At 69.4% G+C, this 16167-nt stretch carries 13 protein-coding genes; 3 read left to right on the top strand and 10 right to left on the bottom strand.

Annotated elements, in window-relative coordinates:
* Nucleotides 1-57 precede the first annotated feature (57 nt).
* The 6 genes from ACFWP5_RS38170 to ACFWP5_RS38145 all read right to left on the bottom strand — a co-directional run bounded on the left by ACFWP5_RS38170 (nucleotide 58) and on the right by ACFWP5_RS38145 (nucleotide 7222).
* Nucleotides 58-1836 carry an IucA/IucC family protein gene (locus ACFWP5_RS38170; protein ID WP_384167613.1) on the bottom strand — a complete coding sequence of 593 codons (1779 nt, stop codon included), beginning with the start codon at nucleotides 1834-1836 and terminating at the stop codon, nucleotides 58-60.
* A complete protein-coding gene (locus tag ACFWP5_RS38165; protein WP_384167610.1) occupies nucleotides 1833-2378 on the bottom strand; it encodes a GNAT family N-acetyltransferase in 546 nt (181 codons plus the stop codon). The genes ACFWP5_RS38170 and ACFWP5_RS38165 overlap by 4 nt, the downstream gene beginning before the upstream one ends.
* Nucleotides 2375-3658: a lysine N(6)-hydroxylase/L-ornithine N(5)-oxygenase family protein gene (locus tag ACFWP5_RS38160; RefSeq protein ID WP_384167607.1), complete on the bottom strand. Its 1284-nt coding sequence runs from the start codon at nucleotides 3656-3658 to the stop codon at nucleotides 2375-2377. The genes ACFWP5_RS38165 and ACFWP5_RS38160 overlap by 4 nt, the downstream gene beginning before the upstream one ends.
* Nucleotides 3642-5084, bottom strand: coding sequence for a lysine decarboxylase DesA (desA, locus tag ACFWP5_RS38155; RefSeq protein ID WP_384167604.1), 1443 nt, complete (start codon nucleotides 5082-5084; stop codon nucleotides 3642-3644). Before desA ends, ACFWP5_RS38160 begins: the two co-directional genes overlap by 17 nt.
* A 144-nt stretch (nucleotides 5085-5228) precedes the next feature.
* On the bottom strand, nucleotides 5229-6062 hold the full coding sequence (locus tag ACFWP5_RS38150; RefSeq protein ID WP_384167602.1) for a siderophore-interacting protein: 834 nt from the start codon (nucleotides 6060-6062) through the stop codon (nucleotides 5229-5231).
* Between the two features lie 110 nt (nucleotides 6063-6172).
* Nucleotides 6173-7222 (bottom strand): ABC transporter substrate-binding protein, encoded by a 1050-nt coding sequence (locus ACFWP5_RS38145; RefSeq protein WP_384167599.1) that lies wholly within the window; start codon nucleotides 7220-7222, stop codon nucleotides 6173-6175.
* A 263-nt stretch (nucleotides 7223-7485) separates the two neighbouring features.
* On the opposite strand from ACFWP5_RS38145, the gene ACFWP5_RS38140 reads away from it, so the two are divergent.
* Both ACFWP5_RS38140 and ACFWP5_RS38135 read left to right on the top strand, forming a co-directional pair.
* Nucleotides 7486-8625, top strand: a complete 1140-nt coding sequence (locus ACFWP5_RS38140) for a polyprenyl synthetase family protein (protein WP_384167596.1) — start codon at nucleotides 7486-7488, stop codon at nucleotides 8623-8625.
* Nucleotides 8622-9338 (top strand): biliverdin-producing heme oxygenase, encoded by a 717-nt coding sequence (locus tag ACFWP5_RS38135; protein ID WP_384167593.1) that lies wholly within the window; start codon nucleotides 8622-8624, stop codon nucleotides 9336-9338. Before ACFWP5_RS38140 ends, ACFWP5_RS38135 begins: the two co-directional genes overlap by 4 nt.
* Before the next feature lie 7 nt (nucleotides 9339-9345).
* Here ACFWP5_RS38135 and ACFWP5_RS38130 read toward each other — a convergent pair whose 3' ends face one another.
* The 4 genes from ACFWP5_RS38130 to ACFWP5_RS38115 are packed head-to-tail and all read right to left on the bottom strand — an operon-like array spanning nucleotide 9346 to nucleotide 15042.
* Nucleotides 9346-10506, bottom strand: a complete 1161-nt coding sequence (locus ACFWP5_RS38130) for an acyl-CoA dehydrogenase family protein (RefSeq protein ID WP_384167590.1) — start codon at nucleotides 10504-10506, stop codon at nucleotides 9346-9348.
* A gap of 5 nt (nucleotides 10507-10511) precedes the next feature.
* Nucleotides 10512-11450 carry a hydroxymethylglutaryl-CoA lyase gene (locus ACFWP5_RS38125; protein WP_384167651.1) on the bottom strand — a complete coding sequence of 313 codons (939 nt, stop codon included), beginning with the start codon at nucleotides 11448-11450 and terminating at the stop codon, nucleotides 10512-10514.
* Between the two features lie 23 nt (nucleotides 11451-11473).
* Entirely contained in the window at nucleotides 11474-13402 is a 1929-nt protein-coding gene (locus ACFWP5_RS38120) for a biotin carboxylase N-terminal domain-containing protein (RefSeq protein WP_384167648.1), read from the bottom strand.
* A 23-nt stretch (nucleotides 13403-13425) separates the two neighbouring features.
* Nucleotides 13426-15042, bottom strand: coding sequence for a carboxyl transferase domain-containing protein (locus ACFWP5_RS38115; RefSeq protein ID WP_384167587.1), 1617 nt, complete (start codon nucleotides 15040-15042; stop codon nucleotides 13426-13428).
* 106 nt (nucleotides 15043-15148) lie between these two features.
* On the opposite strand from ACFWP5_RS38115, the gene ACFWP5_RS38110 reads away from it, so the two are divergent.
* On the top strand, nucleotides 15149-15751 hold the full coding sequence (locus tag ACFWP5_RS38110) for a TetR/AcrR family transcriptional regulator (protein WP_384167584.1): 603 nt from the start codon (nucleotides 15149-15151) through the stop codon (nucleotides 15749-15751).
* Nucleotides 15752-16167 lie beyond the last annotated feature (416 nt).

The following is a 16167-nucleotide window of genomic DNA, read 5'->3' as shown; positions in this document are numbered from 1 at the left end:
GCAAAAACGACGGGCACCCCGGGGGACCGTACCCCGGGGTGCCCGCCTGCTTGTGGGTCAGAACCCGGCGATCGGGTTCTTCAGGGTGCCGACGAGCTGGAGCGCGCCGGACGGGTCCGCCAGGTCCACCATCTGCTGGTTGTTGCGCAGTTGGAGGCGGTTGAGGCAGGACAGCGAGAACTCCGGGGCGAACATGTCGTACTGCCGGAACTTGTCGGCGAGTTCGGGTGCCGCGTCCTGGTACTCGCGGGTGACGTCCGCGACCGTACGCCAGAAGTCGTCCTCCTCCAGGACGCCCTCGGCGGCCAGGCCGGAGGCGAGGAAGCGGAAGAAGCAGTCGAAGACGTCGGTGAAGATCGACAGGAGCTTCTTGTCCTCGGGGACCTCGACCCGCAGCCGCTCCACGGTCGGCGGCAGCACCGCGTCCGGGTCCATGACGGCGATCTCCTCGGCGATGTCCTTGTAGATCGCGCGCTCGACCACCCCGTCCTTCAGGACGAGGATCACGTTCTCGCCGTGCGGCATGAACACCAGGTCGTAGGCGTAGAAGCTGTGCAGCAGCGGGGTGAAGTACGCCCGCAGATACCGCCGCAGCCACTCCACCGGCGCCAGCCCCGACCGCTCGATCAGCGCGCCGGCGAAGGACGCGCCCTCGTGGTCCAGGTGCACCAGCGAGGCCATCGTCGCGAGCGACTCGCCGTCCCGGAGCGAGGAGACCGGGCTCTCGCGCCACAGCGCGGCGAGCATCTTGCGGTACGGCGAGTAGCGGTCGGTCGCGGCCTCGTACTCCAGGTGCCGGTAGCCGACGGCCGCCTGCTCACGGATGATCGACAGGCCGGTGGACTTCAACACCGGGTCGTTCTCGATGAGTTGGGCGAGCCAGTCGTTGATCGCCGGGGTCGCCTCCATGTACGCGGCCGAAAGCCCGCGCATGAATCCCATGTTGATGACGGACAGGGCCGTCTTCACGTAGTGCTTCTCGGGGTTGGACTTGTTGAAGAAGGTCCGGATGGACTGCTGAGCGAGGTACTCGTCGTCGCCCTCGCCGAGGCACACGAGGTGGCCGCGGGCGATCTCGGCGGCGAAGGTGACGCTGAGCTTGTTCCACCACTGCCAGGGGTGGACGGGGATGAGGAGGTAGTCGTCGGGGTCGAGGCCCTGCTCGGAAAGTGTTACGCGGAAACGGTTCAGCGTCACACTTCCCAGCTCCTCCCTCAGGAAGGACTCGTACTCGATGCCCACGCCCGCCGTGAACGCGGCCCGCGAACGGTGTGCGGCCAGCCACACCAGCCGGACCGGGCTCGCGGTCTCGGGGGCGTACGAGAGGTACTCGTGGATGCCGAAGCCGAGCCGGCCGTTGTTGGCGACGAAGCAGGGGTGGCCCTCGGTCATCCCGGTCTCGATGGCCTGGAAGTCGCTCTTGACCAACTCGGCGACCGGGATCTGCGGCTTGGTGAGCTTGTAGCAGGTGCCGGAGAGGGTGGAGGAGATCTCCTCCAGGTAGACCGGCAGGATCTCCTCGCTCAGCCCGAGCGCCTGCTTCAGCTCGATGAAGAAGTCCAGCGCGGCGAGCGGGAGTTCGGTGCCGTCGCGGTGACGGGCGATCGAGTCCGCGTCGACCTGCCAGTGGTCGAGGGCGTGCCGGGTGGCGGTGAACCGGTAGCGGGTCAGGCCGTCGTCACTGCGGACGACGTACAAGTCACCGTCCTGCTCGACGAGTTCGGGCGTGATCAGCCGCTCGTGCGCGAACTCGGCGAGGGCCTTGCGGAGCAGGAGGCGGTTGGCCCTCTCCCAGCGCTCGGGGGAGAGATGGGCCACGGCGTCGGCGAGGCTCATGCGGTCACCGCCGTAGCCGACAGGCTGTGCCTTTTAAGGAAACGGTCGCGTGTGCAGAAACTCAACAAGGCTTTCTTCTCCGGCTTTTGGATCTCACGCTCGGGCACGAACCCCACCGCCTCGTTCAGTGCGTGCACGGCGGTGTTGGACACGTCCGGTTCCACGACGACGCGCTCGACGGCCGGGTCCTCGAAGAGGTGGGCCATCACCGCGGTGATCACCGCACGGGTGAAGCCGTGGACGGGCGCCTCGGTGGCCGGCGTCAGGAAGTGCATGCCGACGTCGCCGGGCAACGGCTCGTACAGGCCGACCAGTTCGCGGTGGGCGGGGTCGTAGTACTCCATCAGGAAGACGGGAACACCGTCCTGGAGCCCGAGCAGCGCGTGCTGGTGCTCGTCGGCCGCGATGTCCATGTACGCGCGCTCGACGTCCTCCAGTTTCGCGTCCTGCATCATCCAGAACGCGGCCTTGGGATGCGTGAGCCACCGGTGCAGCAACTCGGCGTCCTGCAGCGGGTCGAGGGGGCGGAAGGTGAAGGTCATACGGCGAACTCCTGGAACGCGATGGTCTGTTCGACCGGGTAGTACTCGGTGCCGAGCAGCTCACGGATGATGTACGAGTTGCGGTACGCGCCCATGCCCAGGTCCGGGGACGTGATGCTGTGCGCGTGGACGCCGGCGTTCTGGAGGAAGACGCCGCGGCCCGTGGTGTCGATCGAGTAGTTGCGTGCGATGTCGAAGTTGCCCCGGGAGTCGTAGCGCAGCCGCTCGTGGACGGGCTTGAGGAACTCCGGCTCGGCGTACTTGTAGCCGGTGGCGAGGATCAGGCCCTGGGAGCGCAGGGTGTGGTCCTTCTCCTGCTCCTCCTGGCGCAGGCCGAGTTCGTAGACGCCGTCGCGGTAAGTGGCGCTGTTCAGCGAGGAGTTGGTGAGCAGCCGGGTGGGGACGGGACCGCCGACCTTCTTCTGGTAGAGCAGGTCGAAGATCTCGTTGACGAGGTCGCCGTCGATGCCCTTGAAGAGGCCCTTCTGCTCGGCCGTGAGACGGTAGCGGGTCTGTTCCGGCAACGCGTGGAAGTAGTCGATGTACTCGGGGGAGGTCATCTCCAGCGTGAGTTTCGTGTACTCCAGCGGGAAGAAGCGCGGCGAGCGCGTCACCCAGTTCAACTCGTAGCCGTGGACGTCGATCTCACTGAGCAGGTCGTAGTAGATCTCGGCGGCGGACTGCCCGCTGCCGACCAGCGTGATCGACTCCTTGGCCTGCAACTCCGCTTTGTGCTGCACATAGCGGGAGTTGTGGATGAAATCGCCGCCCAGCCCCGCGACGGCCTCCGGGAGATATGGCGGGGTGCCGGTGCCCAGGACCAGGTGGCGGGCGCGGTACACGTCGCCGGCCTCGGTCTGCACGACGTAGACCTCGCCCTGTTCCTCGAACGTCACCTCGGTCACCGTCGTGCTGAAGCGCACGTTGGTGAGCCGGTTGGCGGCCCAGCGACAGTAGTCGTCGTACTCGACGCGCAGCGGGTAGAAGTTCTCGCGGATGTAGAAGGGGTACAGACGCCCCTTCTCCTTCAGGTAGTTGAGGAAGGAGTACGGCGACGTCGGGTCGGCGAGGGTGACCAGGTCCGACATGAATGGAGTCTGGAGGTGGGCGCCGTCGAGGAACATGCCGGCGTGCCACTCGAAGTCGGGCTTCGAGTCCAGGAAGATGCCGTCGAGTTCGGCGATCGGCTCGGTGAGGCAGGCGAGGCCGAGGTTGAAGGGCCCGAGCCCGATCCCCACGAAGTCGTAGGTCTTGTTCGTGGCTTCAGGAAGCGCGGTCAAGGGACTCTCCCAGGTACTGCTCGGCATGGCCGGCGATCAGGTCGAGGACGGCGGCGATGTCGTCGGTCGTCGTCTCGGGGTTGAGCAGGGTGAACTTCAGGTAGTGGCGGCCCGCGACCTTGGTGCCCGCGACCACCGCGTCACCGGAGGCGAACAGGGCCTTACGGGCGTACAGGTTGGCGCGGTCGATCTCGGCCGGGTCGGTGACGGCGGCCGGGATGTAGCGGTAGACGAGGGTCGAGAGCGAGGGCTCTACGACCACGTCGAAACGGGGGTCGCCGGCGAGCAGCTTCCACCCCTCCACGGCCAAGTCGCAGACCTCGTCGAAGAGTTGACCAACACCATCGGCGCCCATCACGCGCAGCGTCATCCACAGCTTGAGCGCGTCGAAACGGCGGGTGGTCTGCAGAGACTTGTCGACCTGGTTGGGGATGCGTTCCTGCACCATGCGGCGCGGGTTGAGGTACTCCGCGTGATAGGTCGCGTGGCGCAGGGTGTCGGCGTCGCGGACCAGCACGGCGGACGAACTCACCGGCTGGAAGAAGGACTTGTGGTAGTCCACGGTGACCGAGTCGGCGCGCTCGATGCCGTCGATCCGGCCCCGGTACTTCAGCGAGGCGAGCAGACCGCAGCCGTAGGCCGCGTCGACGTGCATCCACACCCCGAACTGCTCGCACAGGGCGGCGACTTCGGGCAACGGGTCGATGGAGCCGAAGTCGGTGGTGCCGGCGGTGGCGACGACGGCCATGGGGACGAGCCCGGCGTTCTTGCAGCGCTCCAGCTCACGGGCGAGCGCGACCGTCTGCATGCGCTGGTCGGCGCCGACGGGTATCGACACGACGGAGTCCTGCCCGAGGCCGAGCAGTTGCGCCGACTTCTTCACGCTGAAGTGGCTCACCTCGGAGGCGAAGATACGCAGTTTGGCCAGGCTGTCGGTCTTGGACTCCTCGCGGGCCAGCAGCAGCGCCTGGAGGTTGGACTGGCTGCCGCCGGAGGTGAACACCCCGTCGGCGTGCGGCCCGAGGCCGATGCGCTCGTTCGTCCAGTCGATCAGCTTGCGCTCGATGAGGGTGCCGCCGGCCGACTGGTCCCAGGTGTCCAGGGAGGAGTTGACGGCGGAGAGCACCGCCTCGCCGAGCACCGCGGGGATGACGACGGGGCAGTTGAGGTGGGCGAGGTAGCGGGGGTGGTGGAAGTAGATCGCGTCACGCAGGTAGACCTCGTCCAGCTCGTCGAGCACCGCTGCGGTGTCGTGGAGCGGGCGGTCGAGGTCGATCCGGTCGATGAGGGGGGAGAGGGCGTCGACCGTGACGCCGCTGAACGGTCGTTCGGTGGTGGCGAGTTTGGCCGCCACCCGCTCCACGCCTTCCGTCACGGAGCGGCGGTAGTGCTCCGCAGTCGTGTCATTGAGCAGGTGCGAGCGCATGTGGGGGTCCTCCGGTGGGGACAGTCCGTGCGGGACAGGAGAGCGGCGGGGTCCGCAACATCAACTTAGGTTAGCCTAACCTAACTTAGCGTCCGCGAAACCCGCCGCATCCGTGACAGCCGTCACTCACGCATCAGCGGCCCGTCACCCGGCTTCGCGCAACTGCTCCTCACTGAGCCCCTGCCGCCAGTACCCGACGAAGGTCACCCGGCGCCGGTCGAACCCGCGCTCACCCACGAAGTGCCGCCGCAACGCCTTCACTTGACCGGACTCGCCCGCGATCCACACGTACGGCCGCTCGGCGGGCGGGAGTTGGGCGGCACGGAGGGCGCCGAGGGCCATGGGGGACCCCTCAGCGCCCTGGCCCTCGCGCACCAGCCAGGTCACTTCGGCATCGGCGTCGGTAGCCAAGTCCTGGATATCCCCGGCGTGTTGGACTTCCAGCCACACCCGCGCCCGAGTACCGACAGGCAGCGCTTCGAGAATGGCGGAGACGGCCGGTACGGCGGTCTCATCGCCCCACACGACCACGAGATCGGCGTCCTCCGGCGGCCGGAACCGGATCGCCCGGTTGTCCGCGATCGCCGGCCCGAGCAGCACGACCCGGTCACCTGCGACAGCGAGCGACGCCCAACGGGAAGCGGGCCCGGCGGGTTCATGCAGCACGAAGTCGATATCGATCTCGCCGGGGTCGCGCCGTAGGGCACGCAGTGTGTACGACCGCATCACGGCCCGCACACCATCGGGGAGTTCACGCCAGCCTTGCCACCACCCGTCCCCGAGTTCATAGGGCACGGCGGGCTCCAATTGGCCCGGCTGGGGGAGAAAAAGCGACAGGGACTGATCACACCCGTCGGAGAAGAAGTAAGCCAGATCGTCCCCCGCGAAGGTGACCCGGACCAGAGACGGCCCAAGCCGCTCCGTCCGCACGACCTGCAGTGAAAAGAAGCGGAAGGGCGCGGCAACGGCCGTAGTCATGGGGGCAACTCCTCAATCGGAGGTCAGGGCCAACTCCCTAGGGGCGCGGGGAACTGCGCGACCAGCCACACACGGCCCGCAGCTCCCCACAAAGCGCAACCACCCCTGAATCAGCTGACCTTCTTAGCGCTTTCGATAGCCGTCGCGAGATCCTCAAGCAGCGGCGCGCACTTGTCGTAGGACAGAATCGGCTCGGGATTACGCGCGATCACCTGGTCCGCCTTCACCGCGGGCAGCTTCTTCCACGTGCCCTCAGTGATGTCGGCGGGCTGAATCGCCGACGTCCGGTTGTCCATCATGATGATGTCCGCCCCGTACTTGTCGACGTTCTCCCAGCTGAGGTTCTCGTACCAGCCACCGCTCGCCTTCAGCGCCGCAGCGGACGGCTCGACGAAGTTCACGCCGAGAGCCTTGAAGTACTCCAGGTCGACGGAGAGGTTCGACCCGGAGACGTAGAAGATGTCCTGGCTCGCGGAACCCACGAGAACCTTGATGTCCGGCTTGGCCTTGGCCGCGGCGCGCAGCCGGGCGGCCGCGTCCTCGAAGCGCCTCTTGGCCGCGGTGATGGCGGCCGAAGTGGTGTCCGCGCCAAGGGACTTGGCGAGTTCCAGCATCCGCTGCAACGGCTGCGGCAGCTGAACGTCGTACACCGAGATGCCGACGGTCGGCGCGCCCACCGCGAGGATCTTCTTCTTCGACTCCTCCGGGACGTACCAGAGCGTGCCGGCCGAGTCGAACATCGTGGTGATGAGGACGTCGGGGGAGAGGGCCGCGTACTTCTCGATGTTGAACTGGCCCCACTCGTTGCCGATGATCGTGACCTTGCTGATGTCCAGGTCGCCGGCCTGAACGTCGGCCTTGCCGTCCTTCAGCTTGGTCGGCCCGAAGACGCCCTTGGACTCGATGCCGTAGTCGTGCAGCGCGGCGGCGACACCGATGAAGGAGACGATGGTCGCCGGGGTCTTGTCGGTCTTCGCGGTGGGGCCGCGGTCGTCCTTGAAGGTCCAGGGACCGGACTTGGCGGCCGCCGTCTCCTTGTCCGAGCCACCGCTTTTCGCGTCGTCGTCGCCGCAGGCTGCGAGCACGGCACCGAGGCCGAGGGCGCCGCCCGCGGCGAGGATGCCGCGGCGGGAGAGGTGAGTGGCACGGGCGTTGGACATGTGTGGCTGCTTTCGAACAGGGCGGAGCGCCCGCCGGACAATTCGAAGGTAGGTTAGCCTAACCTCACCAGGTGTCCAGTGGGCGGGGCTGCCGCCGCCCCGGCCTGTGTCCGCCCTGTGCCCGGCTTGTGAGTCGATGTCCCGGGCGATTTGGCTTTCAACCGCCTTGTCTCGTGCGGCCGTTGTGATCATGCTCCTCTGTAGGGGGATCTACGCACTGTTGTTCGGTCGTCTGCGGAGGTGGAGTGGCTACCACGGTGGGTGTGACAGGTGTGGAAGCGGTGGTGCGGAGCGACGCGGCACTGCTGGAGGACGACCTGGCCGAATTCCTCGACTCGTTGACCGCACCGGCGCGGGCGGCGGTCTCCGTCTACGACACGGCCCTGCGCCGCGCCCTGTACGAACCGGTCGCCGACGCCCTCGGATCGAAGGTGGGCCAGCAGGCGCTGCCGCCCACGCCCGGGGCGCCCGGCGGCCGGGCTCCGCTGCGGCCCTCGATGGTGTACTGGGCGTACCGCAACTACCGGGGTTTCCCCGATGAGACGGGCGAGGCGGCTCAGGCGGGCGAGGCGGGTGACGCCTCCGCCGAGCTGGCCGTCGTCCGCCGCACGGCAGTTGCCGTAAGGATTCTGCTGAAGGCCGCGGTCGCCCTCGACGACATCCAGGACGGCAGCGACGTCCGCTACGGCGAACCCGCCCTCCACGCCACCCACGGCACACCGCTCGCCCTCAACACCGGCGCCTGGCTGATCATGTCCGCGCTCCGGCACGCGGCCGACCCCGCCGTCGTGGACAGCCTGGTGCGCTCGGTCGGCAGCGGCTTCACCGGGCAGGCCGTCGACATGTCCTCGCGTACGGCGCTCACGCGCGCCGAGTTGCTGGCCGCGCCGCGCGCCACACGGGTCGACTTCTGGGAGTCGACGGCCGCCCTCAAGACCGGAACCCTGTTCTGGATGCCGCTCGACGCGGCGGTCGCGGGGCTGCGCGTGGTCGAGGACGACCGGCTCGCCCTGGACGGCGCGATGCGTCAACTGGGCCTCGCCAGCCAGCTGTTCAACGACCTGACCGACTTCGTGCCCGAGTTCGGCGGCGCCAACACCCACGAGGACTTCGATGGCCTGGGCAACCGGGTCTTCCTGGAGCTCCTCGACAAGGACGGCGACGCACCGGCCGGGAGCGGGGGCGAGGACTTCAGGTCCTACGTCCTCGGTCACCCCCACCTGGAGCGCACGCTCCTCGCGCTCGCCGAGGAGGCCGTGGCGCTGAAGCGCGCGGCGAAGGACGCCGTGCACGGCGTGTGCCGCTCCGAGCGCAGTGCCGCCTACTTCGACGTGACGATCGAACGCAAGGGCCACCTCATCGACCGTCTGCTCGCGACGGTCCGACAGCGGAGCGGCGTATGACGGACACGGGCATGGACACGGACAGGGACATAGACACGGACAGGAACATAGACACGGGCATCGGCACCGGTGCGAGCGTGGGCACGGCGACCCAGCGGCTGAGGAGCGGCACCCGCGCCTGGCACCAGGCCCTGGAGACCACCGGGTTCGCCACCGCCATGCTCGCCGGCACCCTCCCCCTCGACCGCTATGTCGGCCAACTCGCCTCCTACCGCGTGGTGTTGGCGGCGCTGGAAGCCGAACTCGCCCGCGCCACCTGCCCGTCCGTCACCTCGGTGTGGTCGCCCGACCTCGTCAAGCTGCCCCTCCTCGAACGCGACCTGCACCACTTCGCCGCCCTCGGCACCGCCCCCGAACCCGGCCCGGCGGCCGAGGAGTTCACCGAGGAGATACGGCGCACCGTCGCGACGGATCCCCGCGAACTCCTCGGCATCCTCTACGTGTTGGAGGGCTCCACCCTCGGCGCGATGTTCCTGTGCCGCCATGTCACCGAGGCGTACCGGCTCACGGACGGGAACGGCGCCTCGTACTACGGCAGCGGCGACCGCACCCGCTGGGCGGCCTTCACCGAGCGCCTCGACCGGACGCTCGACGAACCCGCCGTACAGGAAGGGGTGTTGGCAGCAGCCGAGCGGGCCTACCGCCACATCGCCCTGATCTCAGGGGAGTTGTCGGCCGGGCTGGGCGCCCCGACACCTGCGTCTGTTGTTTGAGTAGCCGTCAGCCCGTGAGGCCCAACTCGCGGGCGATCAGCATCCGTTGGACCTCGCTGGTGCCCTCGCCGATCTCCAGGATCTTGGAGTCGCGCCACATACGGGCCACCGGGTACTCGTTCATGAAGCCGTAGCCGCCGTGCACCTGCGTGGCGTCGCGGGCGTTGTCCACGGCGATGGTGGAGGAGTACAGCTTGGCGAGGGCCGCCTGCTTCTTGAAGGGCTCGCCGGCCACCAGCCGGGAGGCCGCGTCGCGCCAGGACAGCCGCGAGGTGTGGGCCTTCATCTCCATGTCGGCGATCTTGAACTGGATGGCCTGGTTGGCGCCGATCGGCCGCCCGAACGCGTGCCGTTCCTTGGCGTACTTCACCGACTCGTCGACACAGCCCTGAGCGAGCCCCGTAGCGAGCGCCGCGATGGCGATGCGGCCCTCGTCGAGGATGCGCAGGAACTGGGCGTAGCCGCGGCCCAGTTCGCCCAGCAGGTTCGCCGCCGGGACCCGGACGTCCGCGAAGGACAGCTCACGGGTGTCGGAGGCGTTCCAGCCGACCTTCGAGTACGGCGCCGCGACCGTGAAGCCGGGTGTCCCGGACGGCACGATGATCGACGAGATCAGCGGCTTGCCGTCGGGTTTGCGGCCGGTGACCGCGGTGACCGTGACCAGACCGGTGATGTCCGTACCGGAGTTGGTGATGAAGCACTTGGAACCGTTGATCACCCACTCGTCGGTGTCCGGGTCCAGGCGTGCCGTAGTCCGCGTCGCGCCCGCGTCGGAGCCGCCGTCCGGTTCGGTCAGCCCGAAGGCGCCGAGGATCTCGCCGGAGCACAGCCGGGGCAGCCACTCGGCCTTCTGCGCGTCGGTACCGAAGAGATGGATCGGCATCGCGCCCAGCGACACCCCGGCCTCCAGGGTGATCGCGACCGACGAGTCGACCCGGGCCAGCTCCTCAAGCACGAGGCCCAGCGCCAGATAGTCGCCGCCCATCCCGCCGTACTCCTCGGGGAACGGCAGCCCGAACAGGCCCATGCGGCCCATCTCGCGGACGATCTCGTACGGGAACTCGTGCCGCTCGTAGAAGTCGCCGATCTTCGGCGCGACGACGTCGTGCGCGAACTCCTCGACCGTACGGCGGAGTTCTTCCAGCTCGGGGGAGAGACGGTGGTCCATGGCGGTCACTGCTCCTTGTGGGGCTGTGCTGTTTTACCGAGTGCGCGGACGGTGCGGGACGGGCTGGGTCGGCCCAGGTGGTCGGCCATCCACACGCTGGTGGCGGTGAGAGCGGCGAGGTCGACTCCGGAGTCGATGCCGAGACCCTGGAGCATCCACACGAGGTCTTCGGTGGCGAGGTTGCCGGTCGCGGACTTGGCGTACGGGCAGCCGCCGAGGCCTCCGGCGGAGGCGTCGACCGTCGTGACCCCGTGCTCCAGTGCCGCGTAGGTGTTGGCCAGTGCCTGGCCGTAGGTGTCGTGGAAGTGCACGCCCAACACGTCGGTGGGGACGTGCTGTTCGTTGAGCGCGGCGAGAAGTTCCAGTACGTGCCCGGGAGTCGCGACACCGATCGTGTCGCCGAGGCTCAGCTCGTCGCAGCCCATGTCGACCAACGCCCGGCAGACACGCACCACTTGCGCGATGGGGACCGCGCCCTCCCAGGGGTCGCCGAAGCACATGGAGACGTAGCCGCGCACGTGGGCGCCCTCGTCCTTGGCGCGGGCCACGACCGGGGCGAACACGGCCAGCGACTCGTCCACCGTGCGGTTGAGGTTGGCCTTCGCGAAGGACTCGGTGGCGCTGGCGAAGACGGCGACGCGGGTCGCCTTCAGGGACAGGGCCCGGTCGAGTCCGCGGCCGTTCGGCACGAGGACGGGGAGGTGCACTCCCGGCAGATCGCGCACGAGCGGGAACAGCTGTTCCGCGTCGGCCAGTTGGGGCACCCACTTGGGGTGGACGAAGCTGGTGGCCTCGATCGTGGTCAGGCCCGCTTCGGCCAGCCGGCGCACGAACTCGGCCTTCACCTCCGTGGGCACGGTCGACTTCTCGTTCTGCAGTCCGTCCCGCGCCCCCACCTCGTGGATGCGCACCCGGGCGGGCAGATCGGGGGCCGGTACGACCATCGGGAGTGTCGCTGGTCCGAGTGTCACTGGTTCTCCTCCGCCGGTGTGACGACCGCCAGCACCTGGTCCATGGCGACCGTCGCGCCGGGCGTCACGTCGAGTTCGGCGACGGTGCCGGCGTGCGGCGCGGAGACGACGTGCTCCATCTTCATCGCCTCCACCACCAACAGGCTCTGCCCCGCGGCCACTTGGTCCCCCACCGCGACCTTCACCACGGTCACCGTCCCCGGCATCGGCGCGGTGAGCGAACCGGCACCGGAGCGGTCGGCCCCGCTGAGCGAGGCGGCCACCGGATCGTGGTCGCGCACCTGCCAGGCGTCCCCGTCCCGGCCCAGCCAGTCACCGGCCCGGTGGAAGGTGTGCCGGACCCCGTCGAGGGTGACGGCGACCCGGTCCGCGGTGACGGTGTGGGTGCCGCGCGGGACGTACTCCACGGGCTCGGTCACCTTGAGATGGAAGCCGACCGGCTTCGGAGCACCGCCCAGCCGCCAGCCGTCCGGCACCGAGAAGGGGTCGGTCCAGCCGTCGTTCGTCGGGCGGAGAGCATCCAGCCGTACGGCCGCTGCCGCCTCGTACACCTCCACGGGCACCTCGTCGGGGATGAGGGAGTCCGCCTCGCGCTCGACGAGCCCGGTGTCCAACTCGCCCGCCACGACCGCCGGATGGGCGAGCAGCCGCCGCAGGAACCCCGCGTTGGTCGGCACGCCCAGCGTCACCGTGTCCGCGAGGGCGGCCCGGAGCTTCCTGAGCGCGGTCGCGCGGTCGGGGCCGTAGGCGATGACCTTGGAGAGCATCGGGTCGTAGAGACTGCCGACCTCGGTCCCTTCGGAGAGTCCGGAGTCCGTGCGGACGCCGTCGCCCTGCGGTTCGTGCAGCCTGATCACCGTGCCGCCGGAGGGCAGGAACCCGCGCGCGGGGTCTTCGGCGCACACCCGGGCCTCGATCGCGTGCCCGGTCAGCCGGACATCCTCCTGCCGGAAGTCCAGCGCCTCCCCGGCCGCCACCCTGAGCTGCCACTCCACCAGGTCGAGTCCGGTCACCAACTCGGTGACCGGGTGCTCCACTTGGAGGCGGGTGTTCATCTCCATGAAGTAGTACGACGACGGGTCGCTGCCCGGCACGATGAACTCGACCGTGCCCGCGCCCGCGTACCCGCACGAGCGGGCCGCCTGGACCGCCGCCTCGCCCATCGCCGCGCGCGTGGCCTCGTCCAGGAGGACGCTCGGGGCCTCCTCGACGACCTTCTGGTGCCGGCGCTGCAAGGAGCACTCGCGTTCGCCGAGGTGGACGACGTTGCCGTGGCCGTCGGCCAGGACCTGGATCTCGATGTGCCGGGGGCGGTCGACCCACCGCTCGACCAGGAGGGTGTCGTCGCCGAAGGAGGCGCGGGCCTCGCGGCGGGCGGCGGCGATCTCGTCGGCGAGCAGCGAGGCGTCCCGGACCAGGCGCATGCCCTTGCCGCCGCCACCGGCGCTCGGCTTGAGCAGTACCGGCATGCCGATCTCCCGGGCGGCGTCGGCGAGTTGGGCGTCGGTGAGCCCGCTGCCGCTGGACCCGGGGACGACCGGGACCCCGGCCGCCCGCACGGTCTCCTTGGCGCGGATCTTGTCGCCCATGAGAGCGATCGCGTCGGCCGGCGGTCCGATGAAGACCAGCCCGGCGTCGGCGCACGCGCGCGCGAAGGCCGCGTTCTCGGCGAGGAAGCCGTAGCCCGGGTGTACGGCCTGCGCGCCCGAGCGGGCCGCTGCCTCCAGCAGCCGCTCCACCGACAGATAGCTCTCGGCCGCCGGGGCCGGACCGAGCCGTACCGCCGTGTCGGCCTCACGGACGTGCCGGGCGTCCGCGTCGGCGTCGGAGAAGACGGCCACCGAGCGCACGCCGAGCGAGCGCAGGGTGCGGATGACGCGGACCGCGATCTCGCCCCGGTTGGCCACAAGAACCGTCTCGAACATCTCGACCATCTCGGGCACCCTCATCACATCCGGAAGACGCCGAACTGGGGGTCACCCAGGGGCGCGTTGGCACAGGCGGTCAGGGCCAGACCCAGCACCTGGCGGGTCTCCATCGGGTCGATGACCCCGTCGTCCCAGAGGCGGGCGGTGGCGTAGTAGGCGTTGCCCTGACGCTCGTACTGCCGGCGGATCGGGTCCTTGAAGGTCTCCTCGTCCTCCGTGGGCCAGGACTCCCCGCGCGCCTCCAACTGATCCCGTTTCACGGTCGCGAGGACGGACGCGGCCTGCTCGCCGCCCATCACGGAGATCTTGGCGCCGGGCCACATCCACAGGAAGCGGGGGGAGTAGGCCCGGCCGCACATCGAATAGTTGCCCGCGCCGTACGAGCCGCCGACCACGACCGTCAGCTTCGGCACGCGCGCGCAGGCGACGGCGGTGACCATCTTGGCGCCGTGCTTGGCGATGCCGCCCGCTTCATAGTCCTTGCCGACCATGAACCCCGAGATGTTCTGGAGGAACACCAGGGGGATGCCGCGCTGGTCGCACAGCTCGATGAAGTGGGCGCCCTTCTGGGCGGACTCGGAGAACAGGATGCCGTTGTTGGCGACGATGCCGACCGGGTGGCCGTGGATCCGGGCGAAGCCGGTGACCAGGGTCTGCCCGAACTCGGCCTTGAACTCGGAGAAACGGGAGCCGTCGGCCACGCGCGCGATGATCTCCCGTACGTCGTAGGGGGTACGGGAGTCGACCGGGACGGCGCCGTAGATCCCGTACGGGTCGACCTTCGGCTCGACGGCCTCGGTGACCTCCCAGGGGAGCGGCCCGCGCGCGGGGAGTGTGGCGGCGATGTTCCGGACGATGCGCAGCGCGTGCGCGTCGTCCTCCGCGAGGTGGTCGGTGACACCCGACACGCGTGCGTGGACGTCGCCGCCGCCCAGCTCCTCGGCGGTCACGACCTCGCCGGTGGCGGCCTTCACGAGGGGCGGCCCGCCGAGGAAGATCGTCCCCTGGTTGCGGACGATGACGGCCTCGTCGCTCATGGCAGGGACGTAGGCGCCGCCGGCGGTGCAGGACCCGAGCACAGCGGCGATCTGCGGAATGCCCGCCGCCGACATCCGGGCCTGGTTGTAGAAGATCCGCCCGAAGTGCTCGCGGTCCGGGAACACCTCGTCCTGCATGGGCAGGAACGCGCCCCCGGAGTCGACGAGGTAGATACAGGGAAGACGGTTTTCGAGGGCGATCTCCTGGGCGCGCAGATGCTTCTTCACGGTCATCGGGTAGTACGTCCCGCCCTTGACCGTGGCGTCGTTGGCGACGATCACGCACTCGCGGCCGCTCACCCGGCCGATCCCGGCGATGACACCGGCGGCCGGGGCGGCCCCGTCGTACATCCCGTCGGCGGCCAGCGGAGCCAGCTCCAGGAAGGGCGAGCCGGGGTCGAGAAGCGTGTCCACGCGGTCGCGGGGAAGCAGCTTGCCGCGCGCGGTGTGCCGGTCCCGGGCCCGCTCACCGCCACCGAGCCGGGCCGCGGCGAGCTTCTGCCGCAGCTCCTCGCCCAGCGCGCGGTGCGCCTCCTCGTTGGCCCGCCACGCCTCCGACGCGGGATCGGCCGCGCTCGTCAGCTCCGGTGCCTCTTGCATTCTGTGGGTCCCCTCGCACAGCGATCGGCTGCTCTCGACCGTTAATGAGCGTTAACCATTTCCTTCAGGTTAACGACCGCTAACCTCCCTGTCTAGAATTGCTTCCATGACCACGAGAACCGACGCCCCCACCCGCCGTGAGCAGATCCTCAAGGAGGCCGCGCGGCTCTTCGCCGAGCGGGGCTTCCACGGCGTCGGGGTCGACGAGATAGGCGCCGCCGTCGGCATCAGCGGGCCCGGCCTGTACCGCCACTTCCCGGGCAAGGACGCGATGCTCGCCGAGCTGCTGGTCGGCATCAGCGGGCAGTTGCTGACGGGGGCGAAGACGCGGCTGCGGGAGGCGGAGGGGGCGACCTCCCCCGAGCCGCTGCTCGACTCGCTCATCGAGGGCCACATCGACTTCGCGCTCGACGACCGGCCGCTGATCACGCTGCACGACCGCGAGCTCGACCGCCTGCGGGACACCGACCGGAAGCTGGTGCGGCAGCTGCAGAGGCAGTACGTCGAGCTGTGGGTGGAGGTCGTGCGGGAGGTGTACCCGGAGCTGGCCGAACCCAGCGCGCGCTCGGCGGTCCACTCGGTCTTCGGACTGCTCAACTCGACTCCGCACCTGGGGCGACCGGGTTCGCTGCCCGGGCGGGGGGCGACGGCGGAGCTGCTGCACCGGATGGCTCGGGGGGCGTTCGGGGCGGCGGCTTCTGGTGGGTGACGGGGGTGGGTTCGACGTGGGCCGGGGTTCGACGTGGACCGGGGTTCGGCGTGGGCGGGCGTCCGGCGAGAGTTGAACCCTGGCGGGGGTCGACCTCCGCCAGGGGCTGACCTCGGGCGGGAGCCGATCCCTGGCGGGAGCTGATCCCTGGCGGGAGATGGCTCGGTGGGAGCCGATCCCTAGCGGGAGATGAGCCTCGGTGGGAGTTGACTTCCGGCGGGGTTCGAGACCGGCGGGGGCTGGGCGCCGTCGGGGCGTGAGGCGTTGGCGGGAGATGAGTCCCAGTGGGAGGTGGCCTCTGGCGGGAGATGGGCCTCGGTGGGAGTTGACTTCCGGCGGGGTCCGAGCCCGGCGGGGGCTGGGCGCCGTCGGGGCGTGAGGCGTTGGCGGGAGATGAGCCCCAGTGGGAGCTGGCC

Origin of the sequence: Streptomyces sp. NPDC058469 (assembly GCF_042721125.1) — a bacterium.
Classification (GTDB): domain Bacteria; phylum Actinomycetota; class Actinomycetes; order Streptomycetales; family Streptomycetaceae; genus Streptomyces.
The sequence above is the reverse complement of the archived record's forward strand: the minus strand, read 5'-3'. Positions and strand labels throughout refer to the sequence as shown.

What these genes read in the sequence shown, in the direction of transcription:
- ACFWP5_RS38170 (WP_384167613.1), bottom strand. Translation starts at nt 1,836, where the DNA reads ATGAGCCTCGCCGACGCCGTGGCCCATCTCTCCCCCGAGCGCTGGGAG.
- ACFWP5_RS38165 (WP_384167610.1), bottom strand. Translation starts at nt 2,378, where the DNA reads ATGACCTTCACCTTCCGCCCCCTCGACCCGCTGCAGGACGCCGAGTTG.
- desA (WP_384167604.1), bottom strand. Translation starts at nt 5,084, where the DNA reads ATGCGCTCGCACCTGCTCAATGACACGACTGCGGAGCACTACCGCCGC.
- ACFWP5_RS38150 (WP_384167602.1), bottom strand. Translation starts at nt 6,062, where the DNA reads ATGACTACGGCCGTTGCCGCGCCCTTCCGCTTCTTTTCACTGCAGGTC.
- ACFWP5_RS38145 (WP_384167599.1), bottom strand. Translation starts at nt 7,222, where the DNA reads ATGTCCAACGCCCGTGCCACTCACCTCTCCCGCCGCGGCATCCTCGCC.
- ACFWP5_RS38135 (WP_384167593.1), top strand. Translation starts at nt 8,622, where the DNA reads ATGACGGACACGGGCATGGACACGGACAGGGACATAGACACGGACAGG.
- ACFWP5_RS38130 (WP_384167590.1), bottom strand. Translation starts at nt 10,506, where the DNA reads ATGGACCACCGTCTCTCCCCCGAGCTGGAAGAACTCCGCCGTACGGTC.
- ACFWP5_RS38125 (WP_384167651.1), bottom strand. Translation starts at nt 11,450, where the DNA reads ATGGTCGTACCGGCCCCCGATCTGCCCGCCCGGGTGCGCATCCACGAG.
- ACFWP5_RS38120 (WP_384167648.1), bottom strand. Translation starts at nt 13,402, where the DNA reads ATGTTCGAGACGGTTCTTGTGGCCAACCGGGGCGAGATCGCGGTCCGC.
- ACFWP5_RS38115 (WP_384167587.1), bottom strand. Translation starts at nt 15,042, where the DNA reads ATGCAAGAGGCACCGGAGCTGACGAGCGCGGCCGATCCCGCGTCGGAG.
- ACFWP5_RS38110 (WP_384167584.1), top strand. Translation starts at nt 15,149, where the DNA reads ATGACCACGAGAACCGACGCCCCCACCCGCCGTGAGCAGATCCTCAAG.